Genomic DNA, 17251 nt, shown 5'->3' on the forward strand with positions numbered 1-17251 from the left:
CTTTATGTAAAAGAAACCTCTAACCGCTAATCGGCAGAGGCTTCTTGTTCTATCCTAAATAATCTAATTTCTTACCACTACGATATACTTCATCAATTGTAGCACCGCCTAAGCACTCATCTCCATCATAGAAAACAACTGCTTGGCCTGGCGTAATCGCACGAATTGGCTCATCACAAAGAATACGAACTGTATTTTCATCAACGATTTGAACCGTTACTTTATTGTCTGCTTGACGATAACGGAATTTCGCTGTACATGTAAATTCTTTTTCCTTCGCTTTATTACTTACCCAGCCTACATTCGTAGCAATAACTTCATCACCATATAGAAGTTCGTTATGGAATCCTTGGTCAACATATAAAATGTTTTCTTTCAAGTTTTTCCCAACAGCAAACCACGGATCACCGTTACCACCAATACCAAGACCATGACGTTGTCCAATTGTATAGTACATTAAACCATCATGTTTCCCTTTCACTTCACCAGATAATGTTTGCATCACACCTGGTTGTGCTGGCAAATAGTTGCTTAAGAAATCTTTAAAGTTACGCTCACCGATGAAACAAATACCTGTACTATCTTTCTTCGCCGCTGTCGCTAAACCAGCTTCTTTCGCCATTTCGCGAATTTGCGGTTTCTTTAATTCACCTAATGGGAACATTGTTTTTGATAATTGCTCTTGGCTTAATTGATTCAAGAAATATGTTTGGTCTTTATTATCATCAACGCCGCGAAGCATTTTATATTCGCCGTCCATATAAGCAACGCGTGCGTAATGACCAGTTGCTACATAATCAGCACCAAGTGCAATTGCATGCTCTAAAAATGCTTTAAATTTAATTTCTTTGTTACACATTACATCTGGATTTGGTGTACGCCCAGCTCGGTACTCATCTAAAAAGTACGTAAATACTTTATCCCAGTATTGTTTTTCAAAGTTTACTGCATAATACGGAATACCGATTTGGTTACACACTTCAATTACATCATTGTAATCTTCTGTTGCTGTGCAGACACCATTCTCATCTGTATCATCCCAGTTTTTCATAAAAATTCCGATTACATCATAACCTTGCTCTTTTAATAAAAGAGCTGCTACAGATGAATCGACGCCACCGGACATCCCGATGACAACGCGTGTTTCTTGAGGTAGTTTGTTCATCATGTCACCTCCCATGCTAATTTTGTGTTAATCGCTTCACGATTTTCACTGTTTCGTACGCAGCTTTTTCAATTTGCTCTTTCGTATTTCCAAGTCCGAAACTAAAGCGTACGGATGAACGTATTTGATCGGAGTCTTTTCCGAACATCGCTACTAATACATGTGATGGATCAATCGAACCAGCTGTACAAGCAGAACCACTTGATACTGCAATGCCAGCTAAGTCTAAGTTTACAAGAAATGGTTCAATGTTCATTCCTGTAAAGTTTATATTCAACACATGCGGTAAGCGATATTCCAAGTTTCCGTTTACCTCGAAATGAATGTCCTCATTTTTGAAGACAGATACCATTATATCTTTAAACTCTTCATATTGGGCATTTTTTTGCTCACGAGTTTTTTCAGCTAGCGAAACTGCATGTTGAAGTCCAGCAATACTAGGTACATTTTCAGTACCAGCACGACGTTTTCTTTCTTGCTCCCCACCTGTTAATAACGGTTCAAATTTCACATCTGTACTAGCATACAAAAATCCTACACCTTTTGGACCGTTAATTTTATGAGCTGAAATTGATAATAGGTCAATTCCAAGTTCTTTCACATCAATTGCTACTAAACCGTAAGCTTGTACAGCATCTGTATGGAAATAAGCTTGATGTTCTTTTAACAGCTTTCCTATTTCCGCAATTGGTTGTATTGTCCCAACTTCATTATTCCCGAACATAATAGATACAAGAATTGTCTCACTTGTTAACGCTTCTTCTATATCAGAAACTTGAACACGCCCAGTTTCATCGACAGGTAAATACGTCACTTCAAACCCTTCACGCTCTAAAACTTCACATGTATGCAAAATCGCATGATGTTCAATTTGCGTTGTAATAATGTGGTTACCTTTATGACGATTCGCGCGCGCTACACCTATAAGTGCTAAATTATCAGCTTCTGTACCACCGCTCGTAAATATAATTTCATTTGGATTTGCATGAATGCTACGTGCACACACACGTCTCGCCTCATCTACCGCATGGCGCGTTTGACGCCCATAAAAATGAATACTAGACGGATTTCCAAATATTTCTATCATATATGGAATCATCTTTTCGACCACTTCTGGGTGAGTCGGAGATGTCGCAGCATGATCTAAGTAAATGCGTTCCATTAAATCTCCTTCTTTCCAAATCGTTTCACAAGGAATTAAATGTAAAACATATAGCCCCCATGATTTTCTTCCTCATAACGTACTAAATCTTCTAAAGTTGTACTATCTAATACTTCTTGCACCGCATCACGAACACGCATCCATAATTGGCGTTGTGCAGGTTCTTCTTCCTCTATCATTTCTACAACACTAATTGGCCCCTCTAGTACACGGATTACATCCCCAGCTGTAATGTTAGCCGGCTGATCAGATAATACATATCCACCGTATGCACCACGCGTACTCTTTACAAGTCGAGCGTTACGAAGCGGCGAAATTAATTGCTCTAAATAATGCTCAGATAAGTCATGTGCCTGCGCAATTGATTTTAATGAAATTGGACCTTCACCAAACTTTTTTGCAAGGTCGATCATAATTGTTAAGCCGTAACGGCCTTTTGTTGAAATCTTCATCTATTTTGCACCTCTTTTCAAATTTTCACTTCTATTGGTTATATCTTTATTCGTAAAAGAACACAATTTAAAATCCTATGAAATTATAGCATAATATAGTATTATAAGAAATTTCAACTTGTGTAACAAAATGATAACATAAAATCACATTGAAAAACTCGGGAATTATTACAATTGAAAGAAAAATAAGAATATTTAATATCAATATACAAATAACACTGCAATATATTTCAATTTTTCACTTAAAAAATGATACGATACAATGAGATTACATATTAAGGGAGACGGTCAAAATGAAACAACCACTCGCACATCGAATGCGCCCTACAAATATTCAAGACATTATTGGACAACAGCATTTAGTTGGTGAAGGAAAGATTTTATGGCGAATGGTCCAAGCAAATCATTTTCAATCTATGATTTTATACGGTCCTCCGGGCACAGGAAAAACATCAATCGCTAGCGCAATTGCAGGAAGTACTGGAACCCCGTTTCGCCTCCTAAACGCTGTTACTCATAATAAAAAAGATATGGAGGTTGTCGTACAAGAAGCAAAAATGCATCGCCATCTCGTTTTAATTTTGGATGAAGTTCACAGGTTAGATAAAGCGAAGCAAGACTTTCTATTACCTCATTTAGAAAGCGGACTCCTTACTTTAATCGGTGCGACGACAAGCAATCCGTTCCATGCTATCAATTCTGCTATACGAAGCCGTTGTCAAATTTTCGAATTACACGCATTAACAGAAGATGATATTTTAATTGGTTTAAAACGAGCGCTTGAAGATAAAGAAAAAGGACTTGGAGAATATGATGTCATTGTCACAGAGGAAGCTCTCCTTCATTTCGCAAATGCCTCGGGCGGTGATATGCGCTCAGCTTACAATGCACTTGAACTTGCTGTTTTATCTAGCTTTACTACAGACGACCAAGCGGCTGAAATCACACTCGAAATCGCTGAAGAATGTTTACAGAAAAAGAGTTTTGTTCACGACAAAGGTGGCGATGCTCACTATGACGTTTTATCTGCTTTTCAAAAATCAGTACGCGGAAGTGATGTGAACGCCGCACTTCATTATTTAGCACGTCTTATTGAAGCAGGTGACTTACAAAGCATTGGTAGACGTCTTCTTATTATGGCATATGAAGATATCGGACTTGCAAGTCCACAAGCTGGCCCACGTACACTTGCAGCGATTGAATCAGCTGAACGGGTCGGCTTCCCAGAGGCACGCATACCACTTGCAAATGCCGTTATCGAGCTGTGCCTATCACCGAAATCAAATTCGGCCTACAAAGCACTCGATGCCGCACTACACGATCTACGTAATGGTCAAACTGGCGATATTCCAAGTCATTTAAAAGATAGTCACTATAAAGGAGCCGAATCGCTAGGTAGAGGCATCGGATACTTATATCCACACGATCATCCAAACGGCTGGGTACAACAGCAATACTTACCTGATAAAATAAAAAACAAGCAATATTATAAACCGAAAACGACAGGAAAATTTGAACAAGCGCTGTCTACCGTTTATGAAAGATTACAAAGTTCGCATAAAACGAAGAATAAAGGGTAATATAAGCGAAAACGTCACCATTACGGAGGCTTCGCTTATGAAAACACGTCAAGATGCATGGACAAAAGAAGACGATCTCCTTTTAGCAGAAACTGTTTTACGACATATTCGCAGCGGAAGTACACAAATAAAAGCATTCGATGAAGTTGGCGATACATTAAACCGAACTTCAGCAGCATGTGGATTTAGATGGAATGCTGAAGTAAGACCAAATTATGAAGATGCGGTACAACTTGCAAAAAAACAACGTAAAGAATTAAAGCGTTCGGAAGCTAAAATAGAAAAAGAGCTGTTCTCACAAACGAAACAACTCGTAATCGATGCCGAGTTTTCAGAAGATATTACGCCAAATAAACAAGATCTTACAATGCAAAATGTCATCTCATTTTTGCAAAACTTGGAGTACAATAATCCTTCACTCACAAAGTTACAAACTGAAAATGACGTATTACAAGATCAGCTCACTTCCCTGCAAAACACGAATAATGAACTTGAAGCAAAATTAGCTGTTCTCACAAAAAAACAACAAGCAATCGAAGAAGATTATGCAATGCTTGTTAGAATTATGGATCGTGCTCGAAAACTTGTTTCAGTCGAAGAACAGGAGGAGCAGATTGCTCCGATTTTCAAGACTGATCAAAATGGAAATTTAGATATTATATATTCAGCAGAAAATTGAAATAATCCCCACCTAATACTACATGGTGGGGATTATTTTTTGTGCATTTAAACTACAATAAGGTAAAGTATAACTTTTATATTTTTATAACCCTAATGATGTGTATTATCAAAAGGAGAGATGAGCTATTTCATTACCAATATGGATATTTTTTAAAAATTTTTTATACAAATTAAAAAGCGCATACTCCTCATGGAATATGCGCTTTTGTTTTTTATTCTTGCCCTACACGCTTCACTTCTACGTTTTTAATACGTTCACGTACAACATGACTCGCCATAATTAAACCAGCCACAGATGGTACGAACGCATTTGAAGAAGGTGGTAATTTCGCTTTACGAATTTTTGCATTTTCGTCTGGTACGATTTCTTTACGTACCTCTTCACGAATTACGATTGGGTTTTCGTCAGAGAAGACAACTTTTACACCTTTTTTAATACCGTCTTTACGAAGCTTCGTACGAATTACTTTCGCAATTGGATCTGTGTGTGTTTTAGAAATGTCCGCAATACGGAAACGAGTTGGGTCCATTTTATTTGCCGCACCCATACATGAGATAATTTTAATTTTACGACGTAAACATTGTTTAATTAAATGAATTTTGAACGTAATCGTATCAGATGCATCTACTACGAAATCTAAACCGTGTTTAAAGAACTCTTCATATGTTTCATCTGTATAAAACATTTCTAGTCCAATTACTTCACATTCCGGATTAATGTCTGCAATACGCTCTTTCATTAATTCTACTTTTGAACGTCCTACAGTAGATACTAAAGCGTGAATTTGACGGTTTACGTTTGTAATATCTACAACGTCTTTATCAACTAATACAAGACGGCCTACGCCAGAACGTGCTAACGCTTCTGCCGAAAATGATCCTACGCCGCCAATTCCTAAAATACCGACTGTACTATTTTTTAATATTTCAAGCCCTTCTTTACCGAAGGCTAATTCATTACGTGAAAATTGATGTAACATTCAGCTCTACACTCCTATTACAAAAATGGTCTACCATGTATTCTAGCGTTTTTCCGACTATTTGTATAGAAAAAGTTATAGAATTCCTAAAAATACATATTTCAAAAATGAAAGCACCTTGTAAACCGGACTTTTTAAACTTCCTTTTCAATATACGTTTAAAAAGGAGAATTTAGAGAACCGAGCTAATCGAGGCGCTGAAGCCAGGAGGAGCGTAGTGTAGCTTTTCTACTCGAGCACCGGACTGGCGAAGCAACGATGAGATGCGACCGTTATCTAAACCGGACTTTTTAAACAACCTCTCAAAAAAAGTCTAGACGGCTATAGTATAACCATCTAGACTTCATTCTTACTTCTCTTCTTTCAAGCTCAATTTTAAGTTTAACTCTTCAAGCTGAGCTTCTGCAACTGGGCTTGGAGCTTCTGTTAATAGACAGCTTGCGCTTGCTGTTTTCGGGAATGCAATTGTATCACGAAGGTTTGTACGACCTGCAAGTAACATAACAAGACGGTCTAAACCTAATGCGATTCCGCCGTGTGGTGGTGTACCGTATTCGAATGCTTCTAATAAGAATCCGAATTGCTCTTGCGCTTCTTCTTGTGAGAATCCAAGCGCTTTGAACATTTTCTCTTGTACGTCACGCTCGTAAATACGAAGTGATCCACCACCAAGCTCATAACCGTTTAATACAAGGTCATATGCTTGTGCACGCGCTTTTTCTGGTGCTGTTTCTAGTAGTTCAACATCTTCACGGAATGGCATTGTGAATGGATGGTGAGCTGCGAAGTAACGATCTGCATCTTCATCGTACTCAAGAAGTGGCCAATCAGTTACCCATAGGAAGTTAAATTTACTTTCGTCAATTAACTCAAGTTCTTTACCTAGACGTAAACGAAGTGCACCTAAGCTATCTGCAACAACGCTCTTCTTATCTGCTACGAATAGTAATAAGTCGCCAACATTAGCTTCTAATGTACTCATTAACACATTTGCATCTTCTTCACCGAAGAATTTTGCAATTGGTCCTTTTAGGCCGTCTTCTTCAACTTTAAGCCAAGCTAGACCTTTTGCACCGTATACTTTTGCAAATTCAGTTAATGCATCGATGTCTTTACGAGAGTATTTGCTCGCTGCACCTTTTGCGTTAATTGCTTTTACTTGTCCACCGCTTTCTACAGCACTTGTAAATACTTTAAATCCACAACCTGCTGCAAATTCAGATAGGTCTGTTAATTCCATCTCAAAGCGTGTATCCGGCTTATCAGATCCAAAGCGAGCCATTGCATCAGCATAAGTCATACGAGGGAACGGCGCGTTAATTTCTACACCTTTCGCATCCTTCATAACTTTCGTCATCATGCGCTCCATCATATCTAAAATTTCCTCTTGTGTTAAGAATGAAGCTTCGATATCGATTTGTGTGAATTCCGGTTGACGGTCCGCACGTAAATCTTCATCACGGAAACAACGTGCTACTTGATAGTAACGCTCAAATCCACCGACCATAAGAAGCTGTTTAAATAGCTGTGGTGATTGAGGTAATGCGTAAAATTCACCATCATGAACACGGCTTGGTACTAAATAGTCACGAGCTCCTTCTGGTGTGCTCTTCGTTAAAATTGGTGTTTCAACTTCTAAGAACTCTTCGGTATCTAAGAAGTTACGAATTGTTTTTGTTACGTCATGACGCATTTTGAATGTGTTGAACATTACAGGACGACGTAAGTCTAAGTAACGATATTTTAAACGCACATCTTCTGATGCATCCGTATCATCAGCAATAATAATTGGCGTTGTTTTCGCTGCGTTTAATACGTTTACTTTCGTTGCTTGTACTTCAATACGACCAGTTGCCATATTGTCATTAATTGCGCCTTCACCACGCTCAACAACTGTACCTTCTACGTGTAATACGTATTCGCTACGAATTGTTTCTGCTACTTCTAGCGCTTCTTTTGATGTTTCTGGGTTAAATACAACTTGCACGATACCTGTACGGTCACGTAAGTCAATAAAGATTAATCCACCTAAGTCACGGCGTTTTTGTACCCAACCTTTTAATTGAACTGTTTGTCCAACCGCTTCTACTGTTACTTTTCCACATGCATGTGTTCTTTCAGCCACTGTAAGTTCCCCCTATATTAATTTCTCTGCTACGTATGAAGCAAATACATCTAATGCTACTTCTTCTTGTCCGCCAGTTGCCATATCTTTTAAGTTAATGATGCCTTTATCTAGCTCATCTTCTCCTAATACAGCTACATATTTCGCATTTAAACGATCTGCTGATTTAAATTGTGCTTTCATTTTGCGATCTAAATAATCTTTTTCAACTGATAATCCAGCTTTACGAAGATCAAACGCAATTTTCGCAGCATGGTCTTTCGCTTTTTCACCAAGCGCTACAACGTAACAATCAATACTATGTTCAATTGGTAATTCAATATTTTCAGCCTTTAGCGCCATAATTAAACGTTCAATACTCATCGCAAAACCGATACCTGGCATCTCCGGCCCACCGATTTCTTGCACAAGTCCGTTATAACGGCCACCGCCACTTAATGTTGTGATAGCACCGAAACCTTCTGCCTCACTCATAATTTCAAAAACAGTGTGTTGATAGTAGTCTAAACCACGTACTAAGTTCGGATCTTTTTCAAATGGTACATCCATCATCGTTAATAGTTCTTGAACTTTGTCGTAGTATACTGCTGAATCTTCGTTTAAGTATTCTGTAATAGATGGTGCCGTAGCCATTAATTCATGATTACGGTCCTTCTTACAGTCTAAAATACGAAGAGGGTTCTTTTCTAAGCGAGATTGACAGTCCGAGCAGAACTCACCGATACGAGGCTCAAAATGAGCAATTAATGCATCACGGTGCGCTTGACGGCTCGCTGCATCACCTAAGCTATTTAGTACAACTTTAATATTTTTTAAGCCCATGCCGCGGTAAAACTCTACAGCAAGTGCAATTACTTCTGCATCAATTGCAGGATCGTTACTACCGATTGCTTCAATACCGAATTGCACGAATTGACGATAGCGACCTGCTTGTGGTCTTTCGTAACGGAACATTTGACCGATATAGTATAATTTCGTTGGTTGTGTTGCATCACCGAACATTTTGTTTTCAACATAAGAACGTACAACAGGTGCAGTACCTTCTGGACGTAATGTTAAACTACGCTCTCCACGGTCTTGGAATGAATACATTTCTTTTTGTACGATATCTGTCGTATCACCTACACCGCGTAAAAATAGCTCTGTGTGTTCAAAAATTGGTGTACGAATTTCTTTATAATTGTAACGACGGCAAATTTCGCGCGCTTGCCCTTCGATGTACTGCCATAACTCTACACTACCTGGAAGAATATCTTGCGTTCCGCGTGGGATTTGAATAGACATATTCAGTTCCTCCTCAAATTGTTTTAATCTTAATAAAAATAAAAAAACTCCCGCCTCTACTGTTTGAACAGTAGGGACGAGAGTATTATACCCGTGGTGCCACCCTAATTGAAGCACGTATGCTTCCACTTTTTTAATAACGCTTAAATTTGCGTTCATCTCTACTAAGCATATACACCTTTCGAGTTGAAACCTACAGAGTGTCATTCAATCAGTCATCATGTAGAAATGTTTTCAGCCTAGGACATTTCTTCTCTTTCCATGTGTGTCTCATTTACTCTTCTCTATCAACGGCTATATTCATATGTAAATATAAAATTACTATACGTTTGTTGCGTAGGATTGTCAAGTGGTCTAGGAGCGTTCAATTTGCTTCTTTAGACGCTTTACATCTTGTAGTGAAATTCCGAACTCAGAAGCGAGTTCCATTGAAGTATTGTTTTGCTCTTTTGAAATAAAATCATGAAAATTCACGTTAAACAGTTGATTTGCACCATTTGTAACAGAATGTCCTTTTTCATTCATACGCATACGTATATCCCTCACATTCAATATGGATGTTTTACTTTTTATTCTTCCATATCAATGAGATAGTTATACATAACTGAAACAGCTATTGATTCCAAACAAACATTAGAATTCGATTAACAATAATAACAATAGCTAATCCACTCGCCAGCATAGGATGCTTCAAATGATACAATGCTGCAACGCCTAATCCAAAAACGGTAATCTCTAATAGAACGTGTAGAGTGCCATGAAGTTCCCACTCTGCATTGGGCGCTCCAAATAGCCCCCATATAACAGCCACAACAACCGGAAGAATTACAGAAAGCATAAGTTTTACAGCCGGTATTCCTCCTTTACGAAATCCCCAGTACCCAATACTCCCAAGAATGCATAACTCTAACATAAAGCGCAAAGCTATATTGAATTCTTGAATCATGATACACCTTCTTCTACTTTTATTCCCCTTCACAATCATCCTATGATAAATCAACAAAACATACAACAATGTATGAAAAAGAGAGGATTATATAATCCTCTCTTCTCGGGCAACACTATTTACTTTCCACAATTAAGGTCACCGGACCATCATTGATTAAAGAAACGTCCATCATCGCTCCGAACTTCCCTGTTTCGACATGCAGCCCTTGTTTACGAACTTCTTCATTAAAGAAATCATATAAACGCTCTGCATAGTCAGGTTTCGCAGCATCCATAAAGTTTGGACGTCTTCCTTTACGGCAATCTCCGTATAATGTGAATTGCGAAATTGATAGAACTTGTCCTTCTACATCAAGTACTGAATGGTTCATCTTTCCGCTCTCATCTTCAAAAATACGTAGGTTTGCAATTTTTTCTGCAATATAAGTTGCATCTTTTTCTGTATCTTCATGCGTAATGCCAACTAGCAATGTTAGACCGAATGGAATTTGCCCTACAATCTCACCATCTACTGTGACAGACGCTTCCTTTGATCGTTGTAAAACAACTCTCATCTTCCTACACTCCCTATTAATGCATCATGCGTCGTACTGCATAAATTTCCGGAACACGTTTAATGCGCTCCACTACTTTTTTCAAGTGTTGTAAGTTACGAATCGAGATTGACATATTAATTGTCGCCATCTTATTACGGTCACTTCTACCAGAAACAGCTGAAATGTACGTTTTCGTCTCTGTAACAGCTTGCAATACTTCATTTAATAAACCACGGCGATCGTAACCTGAAATTTCAATATCAACGTTATACTCAATTTCTTTTTCAGGACTACCTTCCCACTCTACTTCTAATAAACGTTCTACAGCTTCTTCTGTATGAACATTTACACAATCACGACGGTGAATCGATACGCCTCGGCCTTTCGTAATATACCCAACGATATCATCGCCCGGAACTGGGTTACAGCATTTTGATAAACGAATTAATAAATTATCCGCACCACTTACTTTAACGCCAGAATCCCATTTTCGAATTTTCATCGGTTTACGAACTTCTTTAACTTCGACGATTTCTTCTTCTTCACGTTGTTTACGGAACTTGTCCGTTAGTCGCGTAACAATTTGTGATGCAGTGATGCCATTATATCCAACTGCCGCAAACATATCCTCTTCATTTGCAAAGTTGAATTTCTCAGCAACACGTTTTAAATTGTCAGGAGCTAATACTTCTCTCATCTCATACTCTAAGCCACGCACTTCTTTTTCAACAAGTTCACGGCCTTTTTCAATATTTTCGTCTCTACGTTGTTTCTTAAAGAATTGACGTATTTTATTTTTCGCATGAGATGTTTGAGCAAGTTTCACCCAATCTTGACTTGGGCCATACGAATGTTTCGATGTTAAAATTTCAATGATGTCACCCGTTTTTAATTTATAATCAAGTGTCACCATTTTCCCATTTACTTTTGCACCAATTGTTTTGTTTCCAATTTCCGAATGGACACGATATGCAAAATCAATCGGAACAGATCCAAGAGGTAATTCCATTACATCGCCTTTCGGTGTAAAGACGAATACCATGTCAGAGAATAAATCAATTTTTAATGACTCCATAAATTCTTCAGCATTAGAGGCTTCATTTTGCCATTCTAATATTTGACGGAACCATGTTAGTTTTTTCTCTAGTGTACCCGTTGTTTCTGCTGTTTTTCCTTCTTTATACGCCCAATGTGCCGCAATCCCGAATTCTGCAATTTCGTGCATTTCTTTCGTACGAATTTGCACTTCAAGTGGATCACCTTTCGGCCCAATTACAGTCGTATGAAGAGATTGATATAGATTTGCTTTCGGCATTGCAATATAATCTTTGAAACGACCTGGCATCGGCTTCCAGCACGTATGAATAATTCCAAGCACCGCATAACAATCTTTAATACTGTTTACAACGACGCGTACAGCTAGTAAATCATAAATTTCATTGAACTGTTTGTTTTGCAGTGCCATTTTACGATAAATACTGTAAATATGCTTTGGTCTTCCAGAAATCTCAGGTTGAATTGCAACTTCTTTTAGTTTCTCACGAATACCAGTCATTACTTCATCTAAATATTCTTCACGCTCTGCACGTTTACGCTTCATTAAATTTACAATACGATAATATTGTTGCGGATTTAAATAGCGAAGTGACGTATCCTCTAGCTCCCATTTAATAGTACTAATTCCGAGTCTATGTGCTAAAGGTGCAAAGATTTCTAACGTTTCATTTGCAATGCGACGCTGCTTCTCTTGAGGCAAATGTTTCAATGTACGCATGTTATGAAGACGATCAGCTAGTTTAATTAAAATCACTCGAATATCTTGAGCCATTGCAATAAACATTTTGCGATGGTTTTCTGCTTGTTGCTGTTCATGGGATTTATATTTAATCTTTCCAAGCTTTGTAACACCATCGACAAGCATAGCGATTTCTTTATTAAATTCCCGTTCAATATCTTCTAATGTAATTTCTGTATCTTCCACTACATCATGCAAGAAACCTGCCGATACTGTAGATGGATCCATGTGTAAATCAACTAAAATACCTGCAACTTGAATTGGGTGAATAATATATGGTTCACCCGATTTTCTATATTGTTCGCTATGTGCATCACGCGCATATTCATAGGCACGTGCCACTAGCTCAATATCTTCATCCGCTAAATATTGACTTGCTTTCTCGAGTACCTGTTCAGCTGTTAGTACTTGCTCATTTGCCATCGAATCACCTTTTATTGAAAATTGACTTTATCTTTATTGAATAGAATAGAATAGAATAGAATAAATTATATTCTATCATTATAACCCAATGATTGTGAATTGTGAAAAGGAAAAGATTTCACTGACATTTCATCATATTTTTTGTGCAATTATACAAAAGTACCCGTTCCTCTCCAAGAGATTCACGGGTACTTTTTATCACCGTAGTTTCACCTATATAATGATTAGTATTTTTCTAATACTAATACATCGTAACCATCTAACATTTTACGACCATCTAAGTAAGTAAGCTCTACTAAGAATGCAATTCCTGCTACAACTCCGCCAAGTTCTTCAACTAGTTTAATTGTCGCTTCGATCGTTCCACCTGTAGCTAATAGGTCATCTGTAATTAATACACGTTGACCTGGCTTAATTGCATCTTTATGGATTGTTAAAACATCTGTTCCATATTCTTTACCGTAGTCAACTGTAATTACTTCACGTGGTAATTTCCCTAATTTACGAACTGGTGCGAAACCTACTTCTAATGCATAAGAAACTGGGCAACCGATAATAAAACCACGTGCTTCTGGTCCTACTACAACATCAATGTCTCTTTTTTTTGCATAAGCAACGATTTCATCTGTTGCTGCTTTGTATGCTTTTCCGTCGTTCATTAAAGGTGTAATGTCTTTGAACACAATACCTTCTTTCGGATAATCTGGTACAATTGCGATATGTTGCTTGAAATCCATATTTCTGAATCCTCCTCAGATATAAAAGGTTTGTAAATACAAATCCTTTACCATAACTGTTCTACTTATTTATGATTACGAATCGCTTCAAACCATGTATATAGTTGCTGATATGTGCTATAAACCAATTCTTTCTCTAATTGTAAGTGGTTCATTTTCTCACGATATGTGTTCGATTCAATTAAATCACGCTTTTGTTTTTTGTCTGCCATAAAAATGACACCGTCTTTTATTGTAACAAATTCTAACTCAAAAAACACCTGTGTCATGAAATTTACTGTATCTTTTGACCAACCTTTATGACGACACAATTGTTCCCCATATTGCCTTAAAGAAAATGGAGCTTTTTGGTTCAAGAAAGAATAGTACCATTTAAAGTGTTCCCTCGTTGGGACTGTACTAAATAAATGATTATTCTCTTGATAAAATAGTGTATAAATCCGGGCAGGGAATCCTGTCTTAAATAAATCACGTAATTCATCTGTTCCTTTCGGTAAATCAAGTAACACAATGTATTGATCATCTAAATGACTTACCTCTGATGCATGCACGAGCTGTTCTTTATAGTCTTCTAAAGCAAATTTATTCAATACCTCTTCAGAAAAATACACCATTATTATTTTTTCTTTCGGAAGTTCTGCTAAATTCGCTTCTACATTACGCATACTACGCCAGTCAAATAATTGCCATGCCTCTACAGCAATATCTTGCACCATTAATTGCGGCTTTTTAAAGTTATTCCATTCATTAATGGACGCTTCTCCTACTACAGAAACCTTCGCAACCGGAGAGATTTCTTTCGCATAAGCACCGAATCCAAATCCAATTGTGTCCAGTGTTGCTTGTCCATCACGAAGAGCCATTTTCAAATGAGATCCATCAGATCCGATTGCACGAATACTTTCTAAGTCAGCGTTTTTCACCGCAATACGTGGTTTCGGATTTCCTACGCCAAATGGCGCTAACTTTTGCATATCCTCAATCGCGGCAAGCGTTACATCCTCTACTTTACAAAATGCATCCACTGCTGTAATCGGAATAAAATCTTCTTCTGTTAAAATTACATCTGCTTGCTCATTTAATCGCCTTCTTAATTCATCCACATCATTCATATGAAGCGTCATTCCCGCCGCCATCGGATGGCCTCCGAAATGCGGTAACAGTTCACGGCAATCTGAAAGGTTTGCAAACAAATCAAACCCTGCAATACTACGAGCTGATCCCTTTGCTGTTTCTTTATGAGGATCAATACTTAATACAATCGTTGGACGGTAAAAACGTTCAACTAACTTAGAAGCGACTATTCCAATTACCCCTGGATTCCAACCTTCTTTCGCAAGAACTAATACTTTATTTTCTTCTGGCGGGAATTTATTTTCGACTTCAGCGATAGCTTCTTCTGTAATTTGCTTTACAATATCTTTTCGAAGTTTGTTCAGCTCATCAATCTCTTCAGCTAGCTCTTTCGCTTCCTCTGGATCGTCCGATAATAAAAGGTGAACAGCAGGTGCTGCATCTTCTAAACGTCCAACGGCATTAATACGCGGCGCGAGCGAGAAGCCAATACTTTCTTCTGTAATTTCACTTTGCGAAACGTTAGCAACTTTAAATAACGCCTTTAAACCGATATTTCGCGTCATTCGCATATGCTTCAGTCCACGCTGTACTAGCAATCTATTTTCACCGTGAAGTGATACTAAATCGGCTACCGTACCGATTACTGCAATTTCCAACAAATGCTCCGGCACACGACCTAAAAGTGCATGTGCAACTTTAAATGCAACACCAACACCCGCTAAATAATGAAACGGATAAACACCGCCCTCTAATTTCGGATGAATAATCGCAAGTGCTTCTGGTAATTCTGGTGGTGGCTCATGGTGATCTGTAATAATAAGATCTATTCCAAGTTCCTTCGCTACCTTCGCTTCATGTACCGCTGCGATACCAGTATCGACAGTAATAATTAGCGAGAATCCTGCGCTGTGCGCCCAACGAAATGCTTCTTCATTTGGCCCATAACCTTCAGTAAAACGATTTGGAATATAAAACTCAACATCTGCACCTAATTCTTGCAGAGCAAGATATAACACAGTCGTACTACTTACTCCGTCCGCATCATAATCACCAAATATTAATATTTGTTCTCCATTTTCAATAGCTTTTTTCACACGTTCTACAGTCCGATCCATCCCTTCAAGTAAAAATGGATCGTGAAATTCTTGATCTGCTGTATTTAAAAAGTCTACAATCTTGTCTTCTGTATTTAAGCCTCTACCGAGGAATAATGAAGTCACTAAAGGTGATAGTTGTAGTTTACTTGCTAATTCACTCACTAGTTCCTCATTATATTCTTTTTCTTTCCAACGCGTTTTCGGTTGTAACACGAAATCACCCCTTAACCTATCCATTATACAAGACAGATTAAGGGGTGACAATATAATGCAAACAACGAGTGGATATCTACATAATCAAATATCTACTATACTCAATTTGGAGAATACGGATTAATATGTACAAAAACATTTTGTACGTTATCTTGTTTCATAAGTACTTCTTTTACATGTTTTCCAATGCGATGTCCTTCTTCTACAGTGATATAAGGATCTACAGATACTTTAATATCAACAATTACATAATGACCATGTTCCCTCGCATATAAAGATCCGATTTTTTTCACACCTTCCACTTGAAGAACTGCCTCTCTAAGCGGAACAACATCTTCTTCATGAAGAACATGATCGAGCGTTGCATGAATAGCTTCCGCTCCAATATCCCACGCCATCTTCGCAACGAGAAGTGAAACAAATAATCCCGCAATAGGATCAGCATATACAAGCCAATCTATACCTAACTTACCGCCGATAATAGCTGCACAAATGCCGATTAAAGCTGCAATTGAGGAAAACACATCAGAGCGATGCTCATATGCATTTGCGATAATTGCATCACTATTTATACGTTTCCCTAATCGGAATTTATACTGAAACATTCCTTCTTTTACTACAATCGAAAGAACGACAGCAAAAATCGTAATTCCTTTTGGTGGTTCTAATTCTTGCGAAAAAGCTTTTATAGACGAGATCGCTATCTCCAGTCCAACAATAAATAATAATACCGCAACAATAATCGCTGAAATCGATTCCGCTTTACCGTGACCGTACGGATGATCTTCATCAGGCGGTTGCTTTGCCGCTCGCAATCCAAAAAGTACAGCTAACGAGCCAATTACATCCGATCCAGAATGCACCGCATCCGCTAAAAGTGCCTTACTGTTTCCAATGTAACCAATTACCGCTTTTACAATCGCTAATATAATATTACCAACGATTCCGACAATAGCACCAAACTCGGCCTGTTTAAAACGTTCATCTTTTTCCATA

At 38.0% G+C, this 17251-nt stretch carries 15 protein-coding genes and 1 other annotated feature; of the genes, 2 read left to right on the forward strand and 13 right to left on the reverse strand.

The window, feature by feature from the left end; genetic code table 11:
* Positions 1-49: 49 nt before the first annotated feature.
* Genes mnmA through cymR form a run of 3 tightly spaced genes read right to left on the reverse strand, consistent with a single transcriptional unit; the run spans position 50 to position 2779 of the window.
* Positions 50-1165, reverse strand: coding sequence for a tRNA 2-thiouridine(34) synthase MnmA (mnmA, locus tag VK90_RS09675; protein ID WP_002173573.1), 1116 nt, complete (start codon positions 1163-1165; stop codon positions 50-52).
* A gap of 16 nt (positions 1166-1181) precedes the next feature.
* Positions 1182-2327 (reverse strand): cysteine desulfurase family protein, encoded by a 1146-nt coding sequence (locus VK90_RS09680; protein ID WP_048372328.1) that lies wholly within the window; start codon positions 2325-2327, stop codon positions 1182-1184.
* A 35-nt stretch (positions 2328-2362) separates the two neighbouring features.
* Entirely contained in the window at positions 2363-2779 is a 417-nt protein-coding gene (gene cymR, locus VK90_RS09685) for a cysteine metabolism transcriptional regulator CymR (RefSeq protein ID WP_000704116.1), read from the reverse strand.
* A gap of 293 nt (positions 2780-3072) precedes the next feature.
* On the opposite strand from cymR, the gene VK90_RS09690 reads away from it, so the two are divergent.
* Together VK90_RS09690 and VK90_RS09695 are read left to right on the forward strand one after the other, a co-directional pair.
* Positions 3073-4359, forward strand: a complete 1287-nt coding sequence (locus VK90_RS09690) for a replication-associated recombination protein A (protein WP_048372330.1) — start codon at positions 3073-3075, stop codon at positions 4357-4359.
* A gap of 37 nt (positions 4360-4396) precedes the next feature.
* Positions 4397-5038 (forward strand): RsfA family transcriptional regulator, encoded by a 642-nt coding sequence (locus tag VK90_RS09695; RefSeq protein WP_048372331.1) that lies wholly within the window; start codon positions 4397-4399, stop codon positions 5036-5038.
* A 214-nt stretch (positions 5039-5252) separates the two neighbouring features.
* On the opposite strand, the gene VK90_RS09700 is transcribed toward VK90_RS09695, so the two are convergent.
* The 10 genes from VK90_RS09700 to VK90_RS09745 form a co-directional block, all read right to left on the reverse strand.
* Positions 5253-6020 (reverse strand): tRNA threonylcarbamoyladenosine dehydratase, encoded by a 768-nt coding sequence (locus tag VK90_RS09700; protein ID WP_000903181.1) that lies wholly within the window; start codon positions 6018-6020, stop codon positions 5253-5255.
* Between the two features lie 349 nt (positions 6021-6369).
* Positions 6370-8145: an aspartate--tRNA ligase gene (gene aspS / locus VK90_RS09705; protein ID WP_048372334.1), complete on the reverse strand. Its 1776-nt coding sequence runs from the start codon at positions 8143-8145 to the stop codon at positions 6370-6372.
* 12 nt (positions 8146-8157) lie between these two features.
* Positions 8158-9429: a histidine--tRNA ligase gene (gene hisS / locus VK90_RS09710; RefSeq protein ID WP_033719450.1), complete on the reverse strand. Its 1272-nt coding sequence runs from the start codon at positions 9427-9429 to the stop codon at positions 8158-8160.
* Between the two features lie 69 nt (positions 9430-9498).
* Positions 9499-9729, reverse strand: a binding site (T-box leader).
* Between the two features lie 54 nt (positions 9730-9783).
* Complete coding sequence (locus VK90_RS30225) at positions 9784-9960, reverse strand: hypothetical protein (RefSeq protein ID WP_001242605.1); 177 nt, start codon at positions 9958-9960, stop codon at positions 9784-9786.
* A gap of 82 nt (positions 9961-10042) precedes the next feature.
* A complete protein-coding gene (locus VK90_RS09720) occupies positions 10043-10375 on the reverse strand; it encodes a YrdB family protein (RefSeq protein WP_048372336.1) in 333 nt (110 codons plus the stop codon).
* Positions 10376-10490: 115 nt separating this feature from the next.
* Complete coding sequence (locus VK90_RS09725) at positions 10491-10931, reverse strand: D-tyrosyl-tRNA(Tyr) deacylase (RefSeq protein WP_001266956.1); 441 nt, start codon at positions 10929-10931, stop codon at positions 10491-10493.
* A gap of 16 nt (positions 10932-10947) precedes the next feature.
* Positions 10948-13131: a GTP diphosphokinase gene (gene relA / locus VK90_RS09730; protein ID WP_048372338.1), complete on the reverse strand. Its 2184-nt coding sequence runs from the start codon at positions 13129-13131 to the stop codon at positions 10948-10950.
* A gap of 224 nt (positions 13132-13355) precedes the next feature.
* Positions 13356-13868, reverse strand: a complete 513-nt coding sequence (locus VK90_RS09735; protein ID WP_002173582.1) for an adenine phosphoribosyltransferase — start codon at positions 13866-13868, stop codon at positions 13356-13358.
* A gap of 65 nt (positions 13869-13933) precedes the next feature.
* The gene (gene recJ, locus VK90_RS09740; protein WP_048372340.1) at positions 13934-16255 is read right to left on the reverse strand and encodes a single-stranded-DNA-specific exonuclease RecJ; all 2322 of its coding nucleotides are present in this window, start codon (positions 16253-16255) and stop codon (positions 13934-13936) included.
* 101 nt (positions 16256-16356) lie between these two features.
* Complete coding sequence (locus tag VK90_RS09745) at positions 16357-17250, reverse strand: cation diffusion facilitator family transporter (protein ID WP_048372342.1); 894 nt, start codon at positions 17248-17250, stop codon at positions 16357-16359.
* Position 17251 lies beyond the last annotated feature (1 nt).

The organism is Bacillus sp. LK2, assembly GCF_001043575.1.
In the GTDB taxonomy this organism is placed as follows: Bacteria; Bacillota; Bacilli; order Bacillales; family Bacillaceae_G; genus Bacillus_A; species Bacillus_A paramycoides.